The 17,295-nt window shown below is 67.5% G+C and carries 16 protein-coding genes; 8 read left to right on the forward strand and 8 right to left on the reverse strand.

Features of this window, described 5'->3' with window-relative positions:
• Positions 1-43 precede the first annotated feature (43 nt).
• From ACIG5A_RS24420 to gabT, 5 genes are read left to right on the forward strand one after another with little or no spacing between them, the layout of a single operon-like run.
• Complete coding sequence (locus ACIG5A_RS24420) at positions 44-1,270, forward strand: cytochrome P450 (protein ID WP_397243695.1); 1,227 nt, start codon at positions 44-46, stop codon at positions 1,268-1,270.
• A gap of 27 nt (positions 1,271-1,297) precedes the next feature.
• Complete coding sequence (locus ACIG5A_RS24425; protein WP_397243697.1) at positions 1,298-2,131, forward strand: aldolase; 834 nt, start codon at positions 1,298-1,300, stop codon at positions 2,129-2,131.
• A 1-nt stretch (position 2,132) separates the two neighbouring features.
• Entirely contained in the window at positions 2,133-3,032 is a 900-nt protein-coding gene (locus ACIG5A_RS24430; protein ID WP_397243699.1) for a dihydrodipicolinate synthase family protein, read from the forward strand.
• A gap of 29 nt (positions 3,033-3,061) precedes the next feature.
• On the forward strand, positions 3,062-4,429 hold the full coding sequence (locus ACIG5A_RS24435; RefSeq protein WP_397243701.1) for a glutamate decarboxylase: 1,368 nt from the start codon (positions 3,062-3,064) through the stop codon (positions 4,427-4,429).
• Positions 4,422-5,816: a 4-aminobutyrate--2-oxoglutarate transaminase gene (gene gabT, locus ACIG5A_RS24440; RefSeq protein ID WP_397243703.1), complete on the forward strand. Its 1,395-nt coding sequence runs from the start codon at positions 4,422-4,424 to the stop codon at positions 5,814-5,816. Before ACIG5A_RS24435 ends, gabT begins: the two co-directional genes overlap by 8 nt.
• A gap of 61 nt (positions 5,817-5,877) precedes the next feature.
• Here the strand turns inward: gabT and ACIG5A_RS24445 are convergent, their stop codons facing one another.
• The 3 genes from ACIG5A_RS24445 to ACIG5A_RS24455 form a co-directional block, all read right to left on the reverse strand.
• Positions 5,878-6,534 carry an NAD(P)H-binding protein gene (locus ACIG5A_RS24445; protein WP_397243705.1) on the reverse strand — a complete coding sequence of 219 codons (657 nt, stop codon included), beginning with the start codon at positions 6,532-6,534 and terminating at the stop codon, positions 5,878-5,880.
• A gap of 75 nt (positions 6,535-6,609) precedes the next feature.
• Positions 6,610-7,155: a dihydrofolate reductase family protein gene (locus tag ACIG5A_RS24450; RefSeq protein ID WP_397243707.1), complete on the reverse strand. Its 546-nt coding sequence runs from the start codon at positions 7,153-7,155 to the stop codon at positions 6,610-6,612.
• Between the two features lie 93 nt (positions 7,156-7,248).
• Complete coding sequence (locus ACIG5A_RS24455; RefSeq protein WP_397243709.1) at positions 7,249-8,415, reverse strand: NADH:flavin oxidoreductase; 1,167 nt, start codon at positions 8,413-8,415, stop codon at positions 7,249-7,251.
• A gap of 93 nt (positions 8,416-8,508) precedes the next feature.
• Here ACIG5A_RS24455 and ACIG5A_RS24460 point away from each other — a divergent pair, with 93 nt between their 5' ends.
• Positions 8,509-9,279 carry an SDR family NAD(P)-dependent oxidoreductase gene (locus tag ACIG5A_RS24460; RefSeq protein ID WP_397243711.1) on the forward strand — a complete coding sequence of 257 codons (771 nt, stop codon included), beginning with the start codon at positions 8,509-8,511 and terminating at the stop codon, positions 9,277-9,279.
• A gap of 8 nt (positions 9,280-9,287) precedes the next feature.
• Here ACIG5A_RS24460 and ACIG5A_RS24465 read toward each other — a convergent pair whose 3' ends face one another.
• Positions 9,288-9,926 (reverse strand): class I SAM-dependent methyltransferase, encoded by a 639-nt coding sequence (locus ACIG5A_RS24465; RefSeq protein ID WP_397243713.1) that lies wholly within the window; start codon positions 9,924-9,926, stop codon positions 9,288-9,290.
• A 262-nt stretch (positions 9,927-10,188) separates the two neighbouring features.
• On the opposite strand from ACIG5A_RS24465, the gene ACIG5A_RS24470 reads away from it, so the two are divergent.
• The gene (locus ACIG5A_RS24470) at positions 10,189-11,601 is read left to right on the forward strand and encodes a hypothetical protein (protein ID WP_397243715.1); all 1,413 of its coding nucleotides are present in this window, start codon (positions 10,189-10,191) and stop codon (positions 11,599-11,601) included.
• 69 nt (positions 11,602-11,670) lie between these two features.
• Here the strand turns inward: ACIG5A_RS24470 and ACIG5A_RS24475 are convergent, their stop codons facing one another.
• Together ACIG5A_RS24475 and ACIG5A_RS24480 are read right to left on the reverse strand one after the other, a co-directional pair.
• Complete coding sequence (locus tag ACIG5A_RS24475; protein ID WP_397243717.1) at positions 11,671-12,309, reverse strand: TetR/AcrR family transcriptional regulator; 639 nt, start codon at positions 12,307-12,309, stop codon at positions 11,671-11,673.
• A 690-nt stretch (positions 12,310-12,999) separates the two neighbouring features.
• Complete coding sequence (locus tag ACIG5A_RS24480; RefSeq protein ID WP_397243719.1) at positions 13,000-14,058, reverse strand: stage II sporulation protein M; 1,059 nt, start codon at positions 14,056-14,058, stop codon at positions 13,000-13,002.
• A gap of 43 nt (positions 14,059-14,101) precedes the next feature.
• Between ACIG5A_RS24480 and ACIG5A_RS24485 the strand changes: the two genes are divergently transcribed.
• Complete coding sequence (locus ACIG5A_RS24485) at positions 14,102-14,911, forward strand: RDD family protein (protein WP_397243721.1); 810 nt, start codon at positions 14,102-14,104, stop codon at positions 14,909-14,911.
• Between the two features lie 52 nt (positions 14,912-14,963).
• Here ACIG5A_RS24485 and add read toward each other — a convergent pair whose 3' ends face one another.
• Both add and ACIG5A_RS24495 read right to left on the reverse strand, forming a co-directional pair.
• Positions 14,964-15,983 (reverse strand): adenosine deaminase, encoded by a 1,020-nt coding sequence (add, locus tag ACIG5A_RS24490; RefSeq protein ID WP_397243723.1) that lies wholly within the window; start codon positions 15,981-15,983, stop codon positions 14,964-14,966.
• Positions 15,984-15,998: 15 nt separating this feature from the next.
• Positions 15,999-17,294, reverse strand: a complete 1,296-nt coding sequence (locus ACIG5A_RS24495; protein ID WP_397243725.1) for a DUF58 domain-containing protein — start codon at positions 17,292-17,294, stop codon at positions 15,999-16,001.
• Position 17,295 lies beyond the last annotated feature (1 nt).

A 17,295-nucleotide genomic window follows, 5' to 3' on the forward strand; every position in this document is an offset into this window, starting at 1 on the left:
TTGCCATTCTGTTGCATCACACAATGCAGAGGAGATGGCGAAAATGGGTTTTGCGGAGTCCATCACGATGGATGCGTTATATATCGATCCCTATCCGATCTACGCGCGGCTGCGCCGGGAAGAACCGGTGGCGTGGGTGCCCGCCCTCAATGTCTGGCTGGTCACTCGGCGCGAGGACGTCCGGAGTGTCATTGCGAGTCCGGAGTCGTTTGTCACCAGCGATCCGAATGCGCCGCTGACGAAACTGTGCGGGCCGGGCTCATCCATCCTGGCCCGAGAAGGTGACGCGCACACCGAGATCCGGGCCAGTGTCGACGACAAGCTGGCCCCCGAGGTGATTCCGGGCTTCGTCGGCATGGCGAACGAGATCGCGACGGCCGAGCTGGCCGCCATGCATCGGCGGGACGGCATCGAATTGATGTCGGAGTACTTCCATCCCGTCTGCGGCGAGACGATGGCAAGGACGCTCGGGCTCGGCGAACTCGGCGAACCGACGTTGCGCGCATGGTCGGCCGCATTCATCGGGGCACTACAGAATCCCGCGGGTGAGGCAGGCCGGAGCGAGGCGGCGGAGGCCGCGAGCGCGGAAATGACGGCGCGATTGGGCCCGATGCTCGCCGAATCGGGCGAACGCCCCGACGGGTCGTTCCTGTCCGCCTTGATGCGGCACGGCCTGGAATCGGGGGAAACCAGGAGTATCGAAACCGTATTGCCGACACTCAAAATGATAATCAGCGGATTCAAGGAACCCGCGTGGGCGGCGGGAAATCTGCTGTACGCACTCGCCGTTCATCCCGAGCAATTCGCGGCCGTGCGTGCCGACCGCACGTTGCTCCCCGCCGCCGTGCACGAAGCGCTGCGCTGGCTGCCACCCGTCGGCATGCTCGGACGTAAGGCGACGCGGGAAGTCACGCTCGGTGGCGTGCGAATCCCGGCCGGCGCGATGGTAGCCGCGTGTATCGCCTCCGCCTGTCGAGACGAGCGGGAATTCGACGACGCCGAGCATTTCGATATCCATCGGGAAGCCAAGCCGTTCGTCGCGCTCGGCTACGGCCGTCACCGGTGTATCGCGGCCGCGGTGATACCGCCGCTGGTCGAGGTCGCCGTCGACCGGCTACTCAGCGGCTGCCCCGACCTGCGTGTCCGGCCCGACGCGGAACAGTTGCGCGGCTGGAAGTTTCGCGGCCTGCAAGAACTACGCGCCGCTACCGCCCAGGCGGCGAGGCCCGCCGCGGCCGGATGGCGTCATCGCTTCAGCAAGAGTCGGTAATCGCAGACCACAGAGGAGTGCTGTCCCATGTCCGACACTCTTTCCGCCAGCAAATCGGATCTGGTCGAGCTCGCCAAGGAACGCATGCAGTCCGCTATACCGGACAACACCTGGACCATTCGGCAGAAGATCGCCCTGACCTGCCGAATCCTGTTCGCCGCCGGGCACGATTCCGGCTTGGCCGGGCAGATCACCGCCCGGGCCGAACTGCCTGGCACCTATTACACCCAGCGCCTCGGGCTCGGCTTCGACGAGATCACCGACCTCAACCTGGTGCACGTGGACGAGGACCTCAACGTGCTCGACGGTCACGGTATGGCCAACCCGGCCAACCGCTTCCACAGCTGGATCTATCGCGCGCGTCCCGATGTGAACTGCATCGTGCACACGCACCCGCTGCATGTCGCGGCGCTGTCCATGCTGGAAACGCCGCTCGCGGTATCGCAGATGGACACCACCCCGCTGTACGACGACTGCGCCTTCCTCGAGCTGTGGCCCGGCGTTCCGGTGGGCAACGAGGAAGGCGAAACCATCAGCGCGGCGCTCGGTGACAAGCGGGCGTTGCTGCTGAGTCATCACGGTCAGCTCGTCGCCTGCTCGTCGGTGGAGGAGGCCTGTGTGATGGCGCTGCTGTTCGAGCGCGCGGCGCGGCTGCAGTTGCTCGCGATGGCGGCGGGGACGGTCAAGAGCCTGCCGCACGATCTGGCTTCGGAGGCACACGACTGGGTGCTGACCGCCAAACGTAGCCAAGCGACCTTCTCCTACTACGCCAGGCGCGCGTTGCGCGCCGACCCGACCTGCATCCAGGCGACTCCGGTTGGCGCCGCGGCGGGCAATCTCGCGACGATCGGCGGGTACTGAGATGGCGGCCGAATTCCGCGGCATCATCGCGTATCCGATCACGCCGTTCAGCCGTACCGACGGATCGGTCGACACCGGAAAGCTGACGGCGCTGATCGACCGGCTCGTCGACGCGGGCTGCCACGTCATCGCCCCGCTCGGTTCGACAGGTGAATGCGCCTACCTCGACGACACGGAATGGCACACGGCCGCCGAGACCGCGTTGCGCGCGGTCGCGGGGCGGGTGCCGACGATCATCGGCGTCTCCGATCTGACCACCGACACCGCCGTGCGCCGTGCGGTGTTCGCCCAGCAGGCGGGCGCCGACGCGGTCATGGTGCTGCCGGTGTCGTATTGGAAACTCGCCGAACGAGAAATCGCGCGCCACTTCCGCCGGATCGCCGAATCCATCGATATCCCCATCATGGCGTACAACAACCCTGCGACCAGCGGCATCGATATGTCACCCGAGTTCCTGGTCGAGCTGGTCGCGCAGATCGGCAATGTCACGATGATCAAGGAGAGCAGCGGTGACATCCAGCGCATGCATCGGATCGTCGAGCTGTCCGGTGACCGGATTCCGTTCTTCAACGGGTCCAATCCCCTTGCGCTCGAGGCGTTCCTGGCCGGCGCCACCGGCTGGTGCACCGCCACGCCATGCCTGGCCCCGCAACCGTGTCTCGAGCTGTACGACATGGTCCGGGTCGGCGATTACGCGGCGGCACGCCGCATCTTCTACGAGTTGCTGCCCTTGTTGCGGTTCATTCTGACCGGCGGGCTGCCGAGCACGGTGAAGGCAGGCTTGGCGCTGGACGGGATGGACGTCGGGGATCCGCGGCCGCCGCTGCTGCCGCTGCCCCCCGACGCGCTGGAGACCTTGCGAATGCTGTTGTCCCACAGGACCGGTGCGCTGGTCGGCTGAGCCGTCCGCGCTGAGGAGGAATGCGAACAATGCTCACGCATGTGCAGTCACACCGGTGGACCGAATCGGTCGCGATCAATCCCCTCTACAGCGGGCTGGTGCCGGACGGCGGTGTGCCGCGGTTCAAGGTGCCCGACGGGCCGATGTCGCCCGACGCCGCCGCCGCGCTGATCCGCGACGAACTCATCCTCGACGGCAACGCGCGGCTGAACATGGCGACGTTCTGCACGACCTGGATGGAACCGCAGGCCCGCGCGCTGATCGTGGAAACTCTGGACCGCAACGTGGTCGACCACGATCAGTATCCGCAGACGGTCGAGCTCGAGGCGCGCTGCGTCAACATGCTCGACAACCTGTGGCGCGATCCCGACGGCATCAGCGTCGGCTGCTCGACCGGCGGCTCCAGCGAGGCCGCGATGCTCGGCGGCCTGGCCATGAAATTCAGCTGGCGCGACCGCAGGCGCGCGGCGGGGCTGCCGGAGGATCGGCCGAATCTGGTGCTGCCGACGGCGGTGCACACCTGCTGGCCGAAGTTCTGCCAGTACTGGGACGTGGAACCGAGGTGGATGCCGATCGAAGCGCCGGAGTACACACTCGATCCCACCCGGCTGCCTGAGTTCTGCGACGAGAACACCATCGGGGTGATCGGCGTGCTCGGGTCGACCCAGGTCGGCAAGCTCGATCCGATCGAGCGGATGGCGGCGGAGCTGGACGCACTCCAGCAGCGGACCGGGCTCGACATCCCACTGCACGTGGACGCCGCGGTCGGCGGATTCGTCACCCCGTTCCTGGAACCGGATCTGGTGTGGGACTTCCGGTTGCCGCGGGTGCAGTCGATCAACACCTCGGGGCACAAATTCGGCCTGGTGTTCCCCGGCGTCGGCTGGATCGTCTGGCAGGAGCCGTCGGCGCTGCCGAAGGATCTGGTGATGAGCTGTGAGCTGCTCGGCGGCAGCATCGATACCTTCACGCTGAACTTCTCCCGTTCCGGTGCGCCGGTCATCGCGCAGTACTACAACTTCCTTCGCCTCGGCTTCGAGGGCTATCGCGCGGTGCAGCAGACCTGCTGCGACGTGGCGCGCTATCTGGCCGCGGAAATGGCCGAAATCGGCAGCCTGCAAGTGCTTTCGGGTGGTGAGCACATTCCCGTCCTCGCGGTGCGGATCGATCCCGACCACGAGCACCGGTTCACCGTTTACGATCTGGCCGACCGATTGCGGCTGCGCGGTTGGCAGGCGCCCACCTACGCGCTGCCGCCCAACCTGGAACACATCTCGGTGATCAGGTTCGTCATCCGCAACGGCTTCAGCCGCGACGTCGCCGAAATGCTGATGACCGACCTGCGCAGGGAGGTCGCCTACCTCGAAAACGCCGGGAGGACGGCGACTGTTGTCTGATCGGCTACCGGCGGTCGCGTACCGGGTGCCGCAGGTGCGCGCCCTGCGCACCGCACTGCCCGGGCCGCGTTCGGTGGCGTTGAACGCGCGGCGGATGGCCGCCGTCGCGGCGGGTGTCGGCCCCTCGGTGCCGATCTTCGCCGCGGATGTCGACGGTGGCATCCTCGTCGATGTCGACGGCAACAGCCTCATCGATCTCGGCTCGGGCATCGCGGTCACCGGCGTCGGCGGATCCAATGCCGCTGTCGCACAAGCGATCGCCGAACAGGCGAACCGGTTCACGCACACCTGCTTCATGGTCACGCCATACGAGGGGTACGTCCGGGTGGCGGAGGAACTGGCGGCGCTGACGCCCGGCACCCACGAAAAGCGTTCCGTACTGGTCAATTCGGGCGCCGAGGCGGTCGAGAACGCGATCAAGGTGGCGCGGCTGGCGACCGGCCGTGCCGCCGTGGTCGCGTTCGACCACGCCTATCACGGCCGCACCAACCTCACGATGGCGCTTACCGCGAAAGCGATGCCGTACAAGGCGCACTTCGGTCCGTTCGCGCCGGAGATCTATCGAATGCCGATGTCGTATCCGTTCCGGGACGAGCCGGGAATTACCGGAGCACAGGCCGCACGGCGCGCCATCATTCAGATCGAGAAGCAGATCGGCGCCGGCTCGGTGGCCGCCCTCATCGTCGAACCGATCCAAGGCGAGGGCGGATTCATCGTGCCCGCGCCGGGATTCCTTCCCGCACTGGCCGATTGGGCGACCAGCAACGGCGCCGTCTTCATCGCCGACGAGGTGCAGACCGGATTCGCCCGCACCGGAACGTGGTTCGCCTGCGAAGCCGAGGGCGTCGTGCCCGATATCCTCACGCTGGCCAAGGGCATCGCGGGCGGTATGCCGCTCGCCGCCGTCACCGGGCGCGCCGAGCTGCTCGACGCGGTGCACGCCGGTGGACTCGGCGGCACCTACAGCGGTAACCCGGTCGCGTGCGCCGCGGCCGTGGCCACCCTGCGGACGATGCGCGAACTGGACCTGCCCGCCCGCGCCAGGATGATCGAGGCCACGGTGCTCCCACGGCTGCGCGCGCTCGCTCACGAGCTCGACGTCATCGGCGACGTACGCGGCCGCGGCGCCATGCTCGCACTCGAGATCGTCGCGCCCGGCACCACCGAACCCGCGCCCGACTTGACGAAAGCCATTGCGGCCGAAGCGCTCACGCAGGGCGTCGTACTGCTGACCTGCGGCACCTACGGCAACGTCATCCGGCTGCTTCCCCCACTGGTGATCGGTCCCGAGCTGCTCGACGACGGCATCTCGGTACTCGAACAGATACTGCGCCAGCGCTCGCCAGGCGGTTCGCTACGCCGCCGCTCCGATCCGGTCAGCGTGTGAGTGGTGGACCTGACGCACGACGAGATTCGGGAAATGCCCGGCCGAACGCCGGTGGTGGGATCTAAGGCGTGGTCAGCAGCGCGGTTACCGCTGCCGCGGCTGGGGTTTCGCCGTCGGTGAGTTCGATGATGGTTCGAGTGAGCGCCGGTTCGTGCAGGGCGGCGGCGAGGAAGGCGGCTACGTTGTCGCGGGCCACGTCGCCGTATTCGATGGCGAGGCCCGCGGTGACGTTGCCGGTGCCCGGTTCGTCGCGCAGGGTGCCCGGGCGGACGATGAGCCAGTCGAGTGTGGTGCGGGTGAGGTGGACGTCGGCGGTTTTCTTCACGCGCATGTAGTGCTCGAAGCCCTCGGAGGTCGCGCGGTCGCGGCCCGCGTCGGGGAACACCGAGACGAGCAGGAAGCGTTGGACGCCCGCGCGTGCGGCGGCATCGGCGGCCTTGACCAGGCCCTCGCCGTCGATGGCGGTGGTTTTGTCCATGCCGGTGCCGTGCGCGCCCGCGGAGAAGACGATCGCGTCGTGGCCCGCGAACTTCTTTGCCAGGTCGTCGACCGAGTCGTGGATGAGATCGCCCGCCAGCGGTGTCGCGCCGGTGACCGAGATGGTCTCGACCTGATCGGGATTGCGGTACATGCCGGTCACCTGGTCACCGCCTTCGGTGAGCAGCCGGGCGAGCCTGCGTCCGACACCGCCCGCCGCGCCGATCTGGAACACCTTCACGAGTGATCGCCTCCTGCCGGGTTCACCACGGGTCGCGACCGGATTCGGTCGCGGTGTCTACCACGGTACGGCGGGTTATCGCGGGGCCAGACGGTGGATGACGATCCCGGATGCGAGGGTGGTGGTGCCGAGCAGTCGCAGGTGGGCGACGTCGGGCTGACCGTCGAACAACCGAGTGCCCGCGCCCGCGACGACGGGGAAGACCCAGAGGTGGTATTCGTCGACCAGCTTGTGTGCCAACAGGGTTCGCGACAGAGAGCCGGTGCCGAACTTCAAGACGTCACCGCCGTCCTGTTTCTTCAGTGCGCGGACGGCGTCGGCGGTGTCGCCCTGCAGGATCGTCGCGTTCCAGATCGCGTCGGACTGCGCCAAGGTGGTGGAGGCGACGTACTTGGGCATCGCGTTGATGCGGTCGGTGTATTCGTCACCGCTGGGGCGTGTCGGCCACACCTGAGCGAAGTTCTGGTAGGTCTCGCGGCCGAGCAGCAGGGCATCGGCGGCGAAGAGCAGCTTTGCGGCGTACGCGGCGTGCTCGGCATCCCAGTACGGCGCGCTCCACTTGTGCGGCTCGGCAATGGCGCCGTCAAGGGTGACGAAGGTGGATTCGATGATCTTCCGCATGATTTCTGTCCTGTTCCGGTTGTGTTCGGTGCGTTGACCACACAGTGCCGGGATGGGTTTACGGTTTCCTTCCGTTCGGTTGCCGGGGCCGCGCTATGGGCTGGTCAGGACGCAGTGGGTGCCGCGGTAGATGGTCGGCATACACCGGTTGCAGTGGGTGCATGGCGAGACGGCCTCGGATTCCTCGCGCATGCGGTTGACCAGTTGTGGGTCGTAGAGCAGGGCGCGGGCCATCGCTACGAAATCGAAGCCGTTGGCCATCGCGGTGTCGACGGATGCGCGGGAGGCGATGCCGCCGAGCAGGATCAGCGGCATATCGATTTCGGCGCGGAACTTCAGCGCCTGTTCGAGCAGGTAGGCCTCGTGAAAGGGATAGGTACGCAGGAACTTCCGGCCGCCGAGGCGGATGCCCCAGCGCTGGAGCGGCGGGAACTGGTCGGCGAATTCGCGCAGCGGGACGTCGCCGCGGAACAGGTACATGGGGTTGCGCAGCGAACTGCCGACGGTCAACTCGAGCGCGTCGAGGTTCCCGTCCTCGGCCAACCATCCTGCGACGGTGCGGCTTTCGTCCAGACCGAATCCGCCGCGAACACCGTCGTCCATATTGAACTTCGCCAGCACCGCGATCTCGTCGTGCACCTCGGCGCGCACCGCGTCGGCGATCTGCCTGGCCAGCCGGGCGCGATGGGCCAGCGTGCCGCCGTATTCATCGGTGCGCTTGTTCAGCGCGGGACTGAGAAACGCGCTGACGAAGTAGTTGTGGCCGAAATGCAGTTCGACGGCATCGAATCCGGACTCGACGGCAAGCCGTGCCGCTCTGGCATGTGCGGTGATGATGCGACGGATGTCGCCAGGCGTCGCCGCCCGCGTGACGCGCAGGCTGAGCGGACTCAGCTGCCGGCTCGGCGCGAGCGCATGCGCCCGATTGGACGCCGCGTTCGCCACCGGCCCCGCATGCCCCAATTGCGCGGAGACCGCGCCGCCCGCCTCGTGCACCGCATCGGTCAGCCGCCGCAGCCCGAGCACCGCCTCGGGCCGCATCCAGATTTGATGCCGATCGGTCCGCCCTTCGGGCGCGACCGCGCAGTAGGCGACCGTGGTGAGCCCAGCACCGCCCTCCGCGACCGCACGATGAAAAGCGATGAGCTCATCGGTCACGAAGGCGTCTGGTGTGCGGCCCTCGAAGGTCGCGGCCTTGATGATGCGGTTGCGCAGCCGGAGCGGTCCGAGCGCGGCAGGCTGGAACGCGTCGCGAATCATGCCGCCAGACTAGAACGTGTTGCAGTCGCATAGATCCGAAATGACGTGCCTAAGTGGGTTGACTGGCGATAGGAACCTGTTCTAATTCTTGGCATGCGCAGATATGACGGGCGTCGTGTGGTGGTGACCGGAGCGGGGTCAGGGATCGGGCAGGGGATCGCCCTGCGATTACTGGACGAGGGGGCGACCCTGGTTGCCGCCGATATCGACGAACCCGGGTTGGCGGCCACGGCGGAGAAGGCGGGTGACGCGGCCGCCGAGCGGCTGCGGACGGTGCCGGTGAATATCGCCGATGCCGAATCGGTGCGCGCGGCGACCGCGACGGCGCTCGAATTTCTCGGCGGGCTCGATGTACTGGTGAACGCGGCGGGGATCCTGCGGCCGGCGCGGACCCACGAGATGCCGCTGGAGGTGTGGAATCAGGTGATCACGGTGAACCTGACCGGGACCTTCCTGATGACGCAGAGCGCGCTGCCCGCGCTGCTGGAATCCGGGCACGGCGTGGTGGTGAACCTGTCGTCGACGGCGGCCTTCAGTGCCGCGCCCTATCTCGCGGCGTACGCGGCGTCGAAGGGCGGGGTCAACGCGTTCACCCATGCGATCGCGCTCGAATACGCCAAGCAGGGATTGCGCGCGGTGAATATCGTGCCCGCCGGCATCACCAGTGGCATCACCACGAAGTCGATTCTCGATCAGCCGGAAGGTATCGACTACAAGCTGTTCGCGCGGATGACCGGGTGGTTGAACGGCGGCGCGCTCGGCAGTCCGGAGGACATCGCGGGTGTGGTGGCGATGGTCGCCTCCGACGACGGCCGCTATATGACGGGCACCGAGATCAGGATCGACGGCGGCGCGTTGATGTAGGAGCGCCGCTATTTCGGGGTGGCGACGAGCAGATGAAACGGGATCGGCGGGTTGGGCAGCTGCCGGTGGTCGACGGTGCAGCCGGCGCGTTCCAGCGCGGCGATCACCTCGGCGACCGGGCGCAGCGTGAATCCGTATGCGGTGAACGGCAATGTGGCCATGGCCTCCGGATCGCCGATACCGATCACCAGCGTGCCGCCCGGCCGGACGACGCGCACCAGCTCAGCGCAGACGGCGTCGAGATCCGGCACGAAGTACACCGTGTTGACGGTGATCGCCGCGTCGAGGCTGTCGCCGGGCAGCGGCAGCGCGGTGAGCGAACCCTCGTCGAGTCGCATACGGCCCGAGGCGATTTCGCCCGCGAATCGATCGCGGGCGCGAGCCAGCATGTCGGGGGAGATCTCGAAGCCGTGCACCACGCCTTTGCTGCCCGCGTATCCGAGCAGCAGGGAAAGCCCGACGCCACCGCCGAATCCGATATCGGCCACGGTCGCGCCCTGCTCGATGCCGGTGGCGTTGACGGCCGCCTCGACGGCGCGCCGGTTGCCGCGGTTGAGCATGAGCGCGACACCTTTGCCGAGGACGCCGTGGGGATTGCCGAGTTGTCCGGCGAAAGCCGACAGGATGCGGGTCCGAACGCCATTCATGGGCCCAGCGTATCCGCGGCCGATCGGCCGTTCCGCGTGTTCGGTGCCGGTCGATGCACGAAAGTCGGGTGCCGTCCCGTGCCCGGCGGAATCGGCATCGCCGGTGAGGTTGCGTGTGTGCGGAATCGGTCGCTGGCATCTCGTCGTATGGTGCGTCCGGCCTGGTAGGCACATTGTTTGGATCATTCATGTTTCGAATGCTGTTCCTGTGCCGCTCGATCCGATTCGATCGAATTCCGTGCCGAGACGAAGGTAGACCGTGATGCGTAGACAGTTGGTTGTGCTCGCTACGTGCGCGCTCGCGCTGGTACCGACCGGTGCGGCCGACGCCACCGGGACGTGGGGCCCGCTGGCCGTGCCGAATCCATATCTGGGCCCGCTCGGCACCGCGACCATGCACGGCGACGCGGGTTCGTCGGATGCCACCCCCTTGGCTGGACCCGGCACGGGTGCGGCGCCCGTCGCCGTCTATCCGCTGGCGGCGGCCTGCCCGACGTTGCTGCAAGGGGCCGACGGTCTCGTTGTCGCGCTGTGCACGGCGATCATCGGCAGGGCACCGACCGTGCACCTGCTCGATCCGGCCGCACCGGGTCCGCTCGGCGGCTCACTCGCCTCGCTCGAACTCGCCACGGGCAGCTTGCTCGGCGGTGTGTACGCCTATCTGGACAACGACGACCGGCTCGTCGTGGTGGACGGCAATCGCAAGCTGCTGCGGGTGGGCCATGTACGCAATGGCAGCGGTTGGCGGCTCACTGTCGATACGTCCACCGATCTGACCGCGGTGATTCCACAGGGCGACAACGTGACCGGTCTGGTGCCGGATTGGTCCGGCACGGTCTGGTTCGCCACCGGCAAGGGCGTGGTTGGTGCGGTGACGCCGTCGGGTGCGGCTGCCACCCTCGCGCTGCCCACGGGAGAACTGGTGGCCAACAGCATTTCGGCCGCGCCGAGCGGGCGGATCGCGGTGGCGACCACGCACGCGCTCTACGAGTTCGCCGCCGATGCGTCCGGGCGGCCGCGGGTGCTGTGGCGGCAGCCCTACGATCGCGGCTCGGCGCGCAAACCCGGTCAGCTCAGTTGGGGAACCGGCTCGACGCCAACCTATTTCGGGCCGGGCGACGGCGCCGACTACCTCGCCATCGTCGACAACGCCGACACCCAGGTGCAGCTCCTGGTGTACCGATCGGGCAGCGGAGCGCCGGTGTGTGAACAGCCGGTGCTCACCAAAGGCGGTGCGGGCAGCGAGAACTCGCCGATCGGCAGCGGCCGGTCTGTCTTCGTCGCGAGTACCTACGGCTATCCCTATCCCGCCGTCCCCGAGGACGCCGGTCCCGCGATCCCGCCGACCGCGCCGTTCACGGGTGGCATGACCCGTGTGGATATCGATGACTCCGGCTGCCACACCGTTTGGGACAACACGATTCGCAGCGCCGCGGTGCCCCGGTTATCCACAGCCGATGGCTTCATCTACACAACGACGCGCACAGGTGCCGACGCCACGACGCCACTCGACGGCTACGCGTTCACCGTGGTCGACCCGAACAGTGGGACAATCGCCGCGAAATCGTCTCTACCAGGCACTATTGTCGATGACCCGCTGCAGACAGCTCCGCTGATCACCAACTCGCACAGGGTTTTCCAGGGCACCATCACCGGCATCATTCGCGTCGGCTGACGGCGTTCTCCACAGCTTTTGTGCACAGCCTGTGGATGGCACTGGTGGGCAACCACTCACGGATCGGTGCTACTGCACAGCGGTCTGTGCACCTGTGGCGAAGCCGCGTTCGACCGTGGCGAGCATGGTGGTGATCGCCCGCTCGCGGCCCGCCTCGTCGGCCCACGCGACGGCGCCGTCGACGATGAGGCAGGCCAGGCCGTGCACCGCCGCCCAAGCGGTGATCTCCGCGTCCTGCCGATGCTCGGGAGCCAGGAAACCCACCGCGACAAGGTCATCGATCACTCCGGAGAGCAGGCCGAAGGACGGAGCCGCCTGCGTGTCCGCCGCCTGCGGAGGCGCGGCGCAGAACGCGGTGCGGAACAGTCCGGGCTCGCGGATGGCGAACTCGATATAGCCCCGCCCGGCAGCGTCGAGCCGGAGTGCTGGATGGGCATCGGGCCCAAGGGTGTTCATCCCCATCGACATGGCGGTGAACAGCTCGTGCTGCGCTTTGTCCTGGGCCGCGCCGAGCAACTGCTCGTGATTCGTGAAGTGCCGGTAGGCCGCGGTGGGGGTGACACCGGCCAGCCGGGCCGCGGCACGCACGGTCACGGCCTCCGGTCCACCGGTCTCGGCGAGTTCGGCCGCCGCGCCGATGAGTGCATTGCGCAGGTCGCCGTGGTGGTACCCCTGCCGCTCGGTGCGCTTGGTTTCCATGTCAGTCATCGACTCGATGTTGACACCCGCACACATGGCGGGGCAAGCCGGCGCTTCCGCGCGGGTCGCGCCCCGGCGTGATCGCCTGTCGCACTGCCGGTTTCGCCGGGTTCGAGGTGAGTGAGGCGAAGATCACACCGGTTGCCGAAGTTGCGGTCGTGGTGCTGGCGGCGGGGCGGTGAGGTGCCTGTCGGACAACCTTTCCGCGACTGGTTATTTCGGATGGCGACCGGGGGCGAGTAGGTGCGCAGGGTGCACTGCCGAATGGCGACCTTGTTTATTCCACCCTAAACAAACTTTAAGTCGCTTTCTGTTCATCCAACGGCCAGCTACCGCCATTAACGCGGTCGAACGCGCAGGTGGCACGGCACAACAGGAGAACATGGACTGCTCTATCCAGGGGGTGCAGCTAATCGTCTCGAGAATGGTCGACGGTTTTCGTAGGGCGATTCACACGTAGGAGCGGATCGTTCCGGTGGGTGTTTTCGAGTGCCTTATGAGGGTTGCCCGTACCCCCGCCGCGGGTTAGCTGGAACAGTGAAAAACCATGTGCCCACATGGGTTTGCTGGGGTCCGGGTTTATACGCTTGACCTCGGCGAGGAGGGTTGCATCGGGATAACGATTGTGTACAGTTAGTGGTAACGCTGACCGCAGCTGAGCACGACTCGCTGCGGTCAGCGGAACTCAAATGGGGGAGTTCAAGATCGAACAGATGCCAGCGGTTGCTGAAGGTTGTCCAGCGTCGCCTTGCTGACCGTGTGCTCACCGTTGCCTGCCGGTCCATCTACCGGAATTTCCCAGGACTCGCCGCCCTGTTCCAGCACGGCACGCCGTCCGATCACGAACACGTACCCGAGAAACGCTGCCTCGGCGGCGAATCCGATCCCGATGCGCAGTGCGGCGGGCAGTGCGCTCGGCGTCACGAAGCCCTCCAGCAAGCCCGACACGAACAGCACGACGACCAGTCCGAGCGCGATGGTCGCGGTCGCCCTGCCTTGCCGCGCTACCGCTTCCAGCCTGCTGAGCCTGCCGGGATCGATGAGCGTCCAGCCCAGCTTCAATCCCGCGCCACCCGCCACGAACACCGCGGTCAGCTCCAGCGTGCCGTGCGGCAGGATGTAGCCGAAGAACGCGTCGAGGCGGCCCGCGTCGGCCATCAGCCCGGCGCTCACGCCCAGATTGAGCGCATTGCCGAACAGCAGCGAAACCGCAGGCAGGATCAGCACACCGGTGAACAGGGCGAGCGCGGACACCCACGCGTTGTTGGTCCACACCTGCGCGGCGAAGGCACTGTTCGGGTGTTCGGTGTAATAGGTCTCGAATTTGCCGCCCGGCCTGGTGAGCGAGTCGGTATTGCCCCTGATACCGAGCACCTCACGCGCCGAGTCGAATTCGGCGACCCAGATGGCCAGTCCGGCGGCGACCACGAGGAAGACCACGGCCACCGCGATCCACCACGGCGCGGCGCGATACACCGCCGCGGGGAAGCGGTGGGTGAAGAACCGGCCGACCTCGCGCCAGGTGTCGGCCTTCGCGCCGACGATCCGGCCGCGGGCGCGGGCGAGCACCGCGCTGAGCCCGGCGATGAGTTCGGGGTCGGGGCTGTGCGTCTGCAACCGGGCGAGCTGCTGGGAGGTGCGCCGATACAGCATCACCAGTTCGTCGGCCTCGGCACCGCTCAGTCTGCGCCGCTTGGCCAGCTGATCCAGCCGGTCCCACGAGCGCCGATGCGCGTAGCTGTACGCGTCAACATCCATACCGGTTGCCTCCCACTCCCGCTGTCGGAAGAATGCTACTGACATGGCTGCGTTCACAACCGGCGAAGCGGTCGCGCTCGACCTGCCGATCGCCCGCGTTCCCACTCGCGCCACCGCGTTCATTCTGGACCTGGTGGTGCAGATCGGGCTTGCCCTGGTGCTCGGCTTGATCGCCACGCTGATGATCGCACTGATGGGCGCGGACTCGGCCTGGATCGACGTCGCGGTCACCACCGTCATCGTCGGGACGCTGGTCGGCTATCCGGTGGTGTGCGAAACACTCATGCGCGGGCGGACCGTCGGCAAGCTGGTGCTCGGGCTGCGGGTGGTGCGCACCGACGGCGGGCCCATCGACTTCCGGCACGCGCTCACCAGGGGACTGACCGGCGCGATCGTCGACTTCTGGATGCTCGGCGGATTCGGTGCGATCGCGGTGATCACCTCGATGTGCTCGCCGAACGCGCGCCGGGTCGGCGATGTGCTCGCGGGCACGGTCGTCATCTACGGGCAGAAGCAGCTGCCCGCGCCCGCGCTCGCGGTGCCGCCGCCGTGGCTGGCGAACTGGGTGGTGCAGCTCGATCTTTCCGGCATTCCCGAGGATCTGGCGCTCGCCATGCGCCAATACGAGACCCGCTTCCGCACGCTCACGCCGGCCGCGCAGGTTGGGCTCGGGCAGTCGCTGGTCATCACGGTCTGTACGCGCTTGGGTGTGGCGCCACCGGGCAACTTCCCGGCGATGCAGATCATCGGCGCGGTCATCGCCGAACGGCAGCGCCGGGCGCTCACCCCGCCGTACAGCAACCCGGAACTGCTCGGCCTCACCCCGGCCGCGCTGGCGGCTGTGCGCGGCTAGGGCATTCCGGCCATGCGCGGTCTGCGGACGCGCCCCTTCCAGTAGCCGCCCGTTACGGCCTTGCGGCCACGTAGTCGTGGATCTCGGCGAGGAAGCCGTCCAGTCGCGCCTTGCTGAGCCAGGCGGCGCGGAACGAGTTCTCCGCCAACGTCACCAGTTGCTCGATGCCGAGTCCGGCGTGCCGGGCCAGCGCCACATAGTTGTCCGCGGCGTACGCGCCGAAATAGGCGGGATCGTCGCTGTTGACGGTGACGGTGAGCCCGCGATCCAGCAGTGCGCTCAGCTCCGCGGATTTCATCTGTTCGGTGACGAACGAGTTCGAGACCGGGCAGCAGGTGAGCCCGATGCCCTTGCTCTTGGCGAGTTCGACGAGCCGATCGTCCTCGACGATATTGGTGCCGTGGTCGATCCGGTCCACCTCGATCTCCTCGAGCGCCTGCCTGATGTGCTCGATGGAATCGGGCTGGTCGATATCGCAGTGCATGGTCAGCAGGAAACCCTCGCCGCGTGCGCGCGCGAAGACGTCGGCGAATTTGCGCGGTGGGTTGCCGCGCTCGTCCGAATCCAGTCCGACGCCGATGATCCGGTCCCGGTAGGGCAGCGCCTCCATCAGTGTCGCCATCGCGTACTCGGCGGAGTGATCGCGCAGGAAGCACAGGATCAGCTCGGCGGAGATGCCGAGCTCGCGGCGGGCACGCACGACCGCCGAGTGGTATCCGGTGATCACGGTGTCGAAGGCGACGCCGCGGCCGGTGTGTGCCTGCGGGTCGAAGAACATTTCGGCGTGGCGGACGCCGTCGGCATGTGCCCTGGTCAGATAGTCGAACGCCAGATCGTGGAAGTCCTGCGCCTGCTGCAGTACCCGCATGGCCGGGTAGTAGACCTGCAGGAATGAGGTGAGGTCGTGGAACTTGTAGGTCTGCTTGACCTCCGCGACGGTTTTCTCCGGCAGCGCGATGCCGTTGCGCGCGGCGAGCTGGAACTTCAGCTCCGGTTCCAGCGTGCCCTCCAGATGCACGTGCAACTCAGCCTTGGGCAGCCCACGGGCGAAAGCGGCGAGATCCGTTGTCATCTCGCCATCATCCGCTCACATGGTGCCGGACTGCTTGAGTTCCAGATACTCGTCGGCGAGTGCTTCGGGCAGCCGGTCGGGGGCGGCGGAAACGACCGCGACGCCCCTGCGCCGCAACGATTCCTGGACCACCGCGCGCTCGGCGAGCACGGTTTCGGCGGCGGCCGCGCTGTAGAGGTCGGCCAGGCTGTCGCGCTGAGTGGCGGCCTGCGCGAGATCCGGATCGGTGACCGAGACGATCAGCACGCGGTGGCGCTGGGTGAGCACCGGAAGCACGGGCAGCAGGTTCTCCCGGATCGCCGCGCCGTCGAGGCTGGTGAACCAGACCACCAGGCTGCGCCGCCTGGTCCGCTGGACGGCGGTGCGCACCAATCCGGTGGTGTCGGTGTCGAGCAGCGCGGGGGTGACGCCCGCCATCGCGTGCATCAGCTTGACCTGCAAGCCTTTTCCGCCGACACCGCGCACCTCGGCGCGCACCTGCCTGTCGTAGGCGAGCAGGTCCACCGTATCGCCCGCGGCGGCGGCGAGACCACCGAGCAGCAGCGCCGCCTCGATGCTCGCGTCGAGCCTGGTGCCGTCGCCGACCCGGCCCGCGCTGATCCGGCCGCTGTCGAGCAGCATCAGCATGTGCCGGTTGCGTTCCGGGCGCCAGGTGCGCACCAGCACGTCGGTGGCGCGCGCGGTGACCCGCCAGTCGATGGCGCGGACGTCATCGCCGGCGACATATTCACGGAACGAATCGAATTCGGTGCCCTGGCCGCGCATATTCGCCACGTTGCGGCCCTCGAGGTGTTGCAGCTGTTTGACCTTCGAGCGCAGCAGCGGTTCGCTGCGGAACGGCGGCAGCGCGCGCACCCTGGCCGGTACGGTGCGCCTGGTCTGCCTGCCCGCCAAGCCGAGCGGCCCGACGAGGCGCAGCGTGATCGGCCCGGCCACCCGGTCGCCGCGGTAGGTGGGGGTCAGCGCGGTGCCGAAGCGGGTGAACACGCCGGGGGCGAGATCCAGCCGGTGCGCGCGGTTTTCGGCGCGTGCGCTGTCGGGCCAGTCGTCCCACAGGGTGCCGCGCACGGTGCGGGTGCCGGTATTGGTCACGACGAGTTTCACCTCGGCGGCCCGGCCGAGCCGCACTGTCGTCAGCGGCGGGCGGGACAGAGTGAGCTCGCTCGCCGCCGCGGTCGCCGCGACGTCGAACAGCACCGCCGCGGCGAGCGCACCGGTCATGACCAGCACGCCGAACCAGTTCGGTAGTAGCAGGGTGACGATCAGCGCCGCCACCGCTGCCGCGGCGGCCAGCCGTCCGGTGACGACCATG

The organism is Nocardia sp. NPDC052566, assembly GCF_044547285.1.
In the GTDB taxonomy this organism is placed as follows: domain Bacteria; phylum Actinomycetota; class Actinomycetes; order Mycobacteriales; family Mycobacteriaceae; genus Nocardia.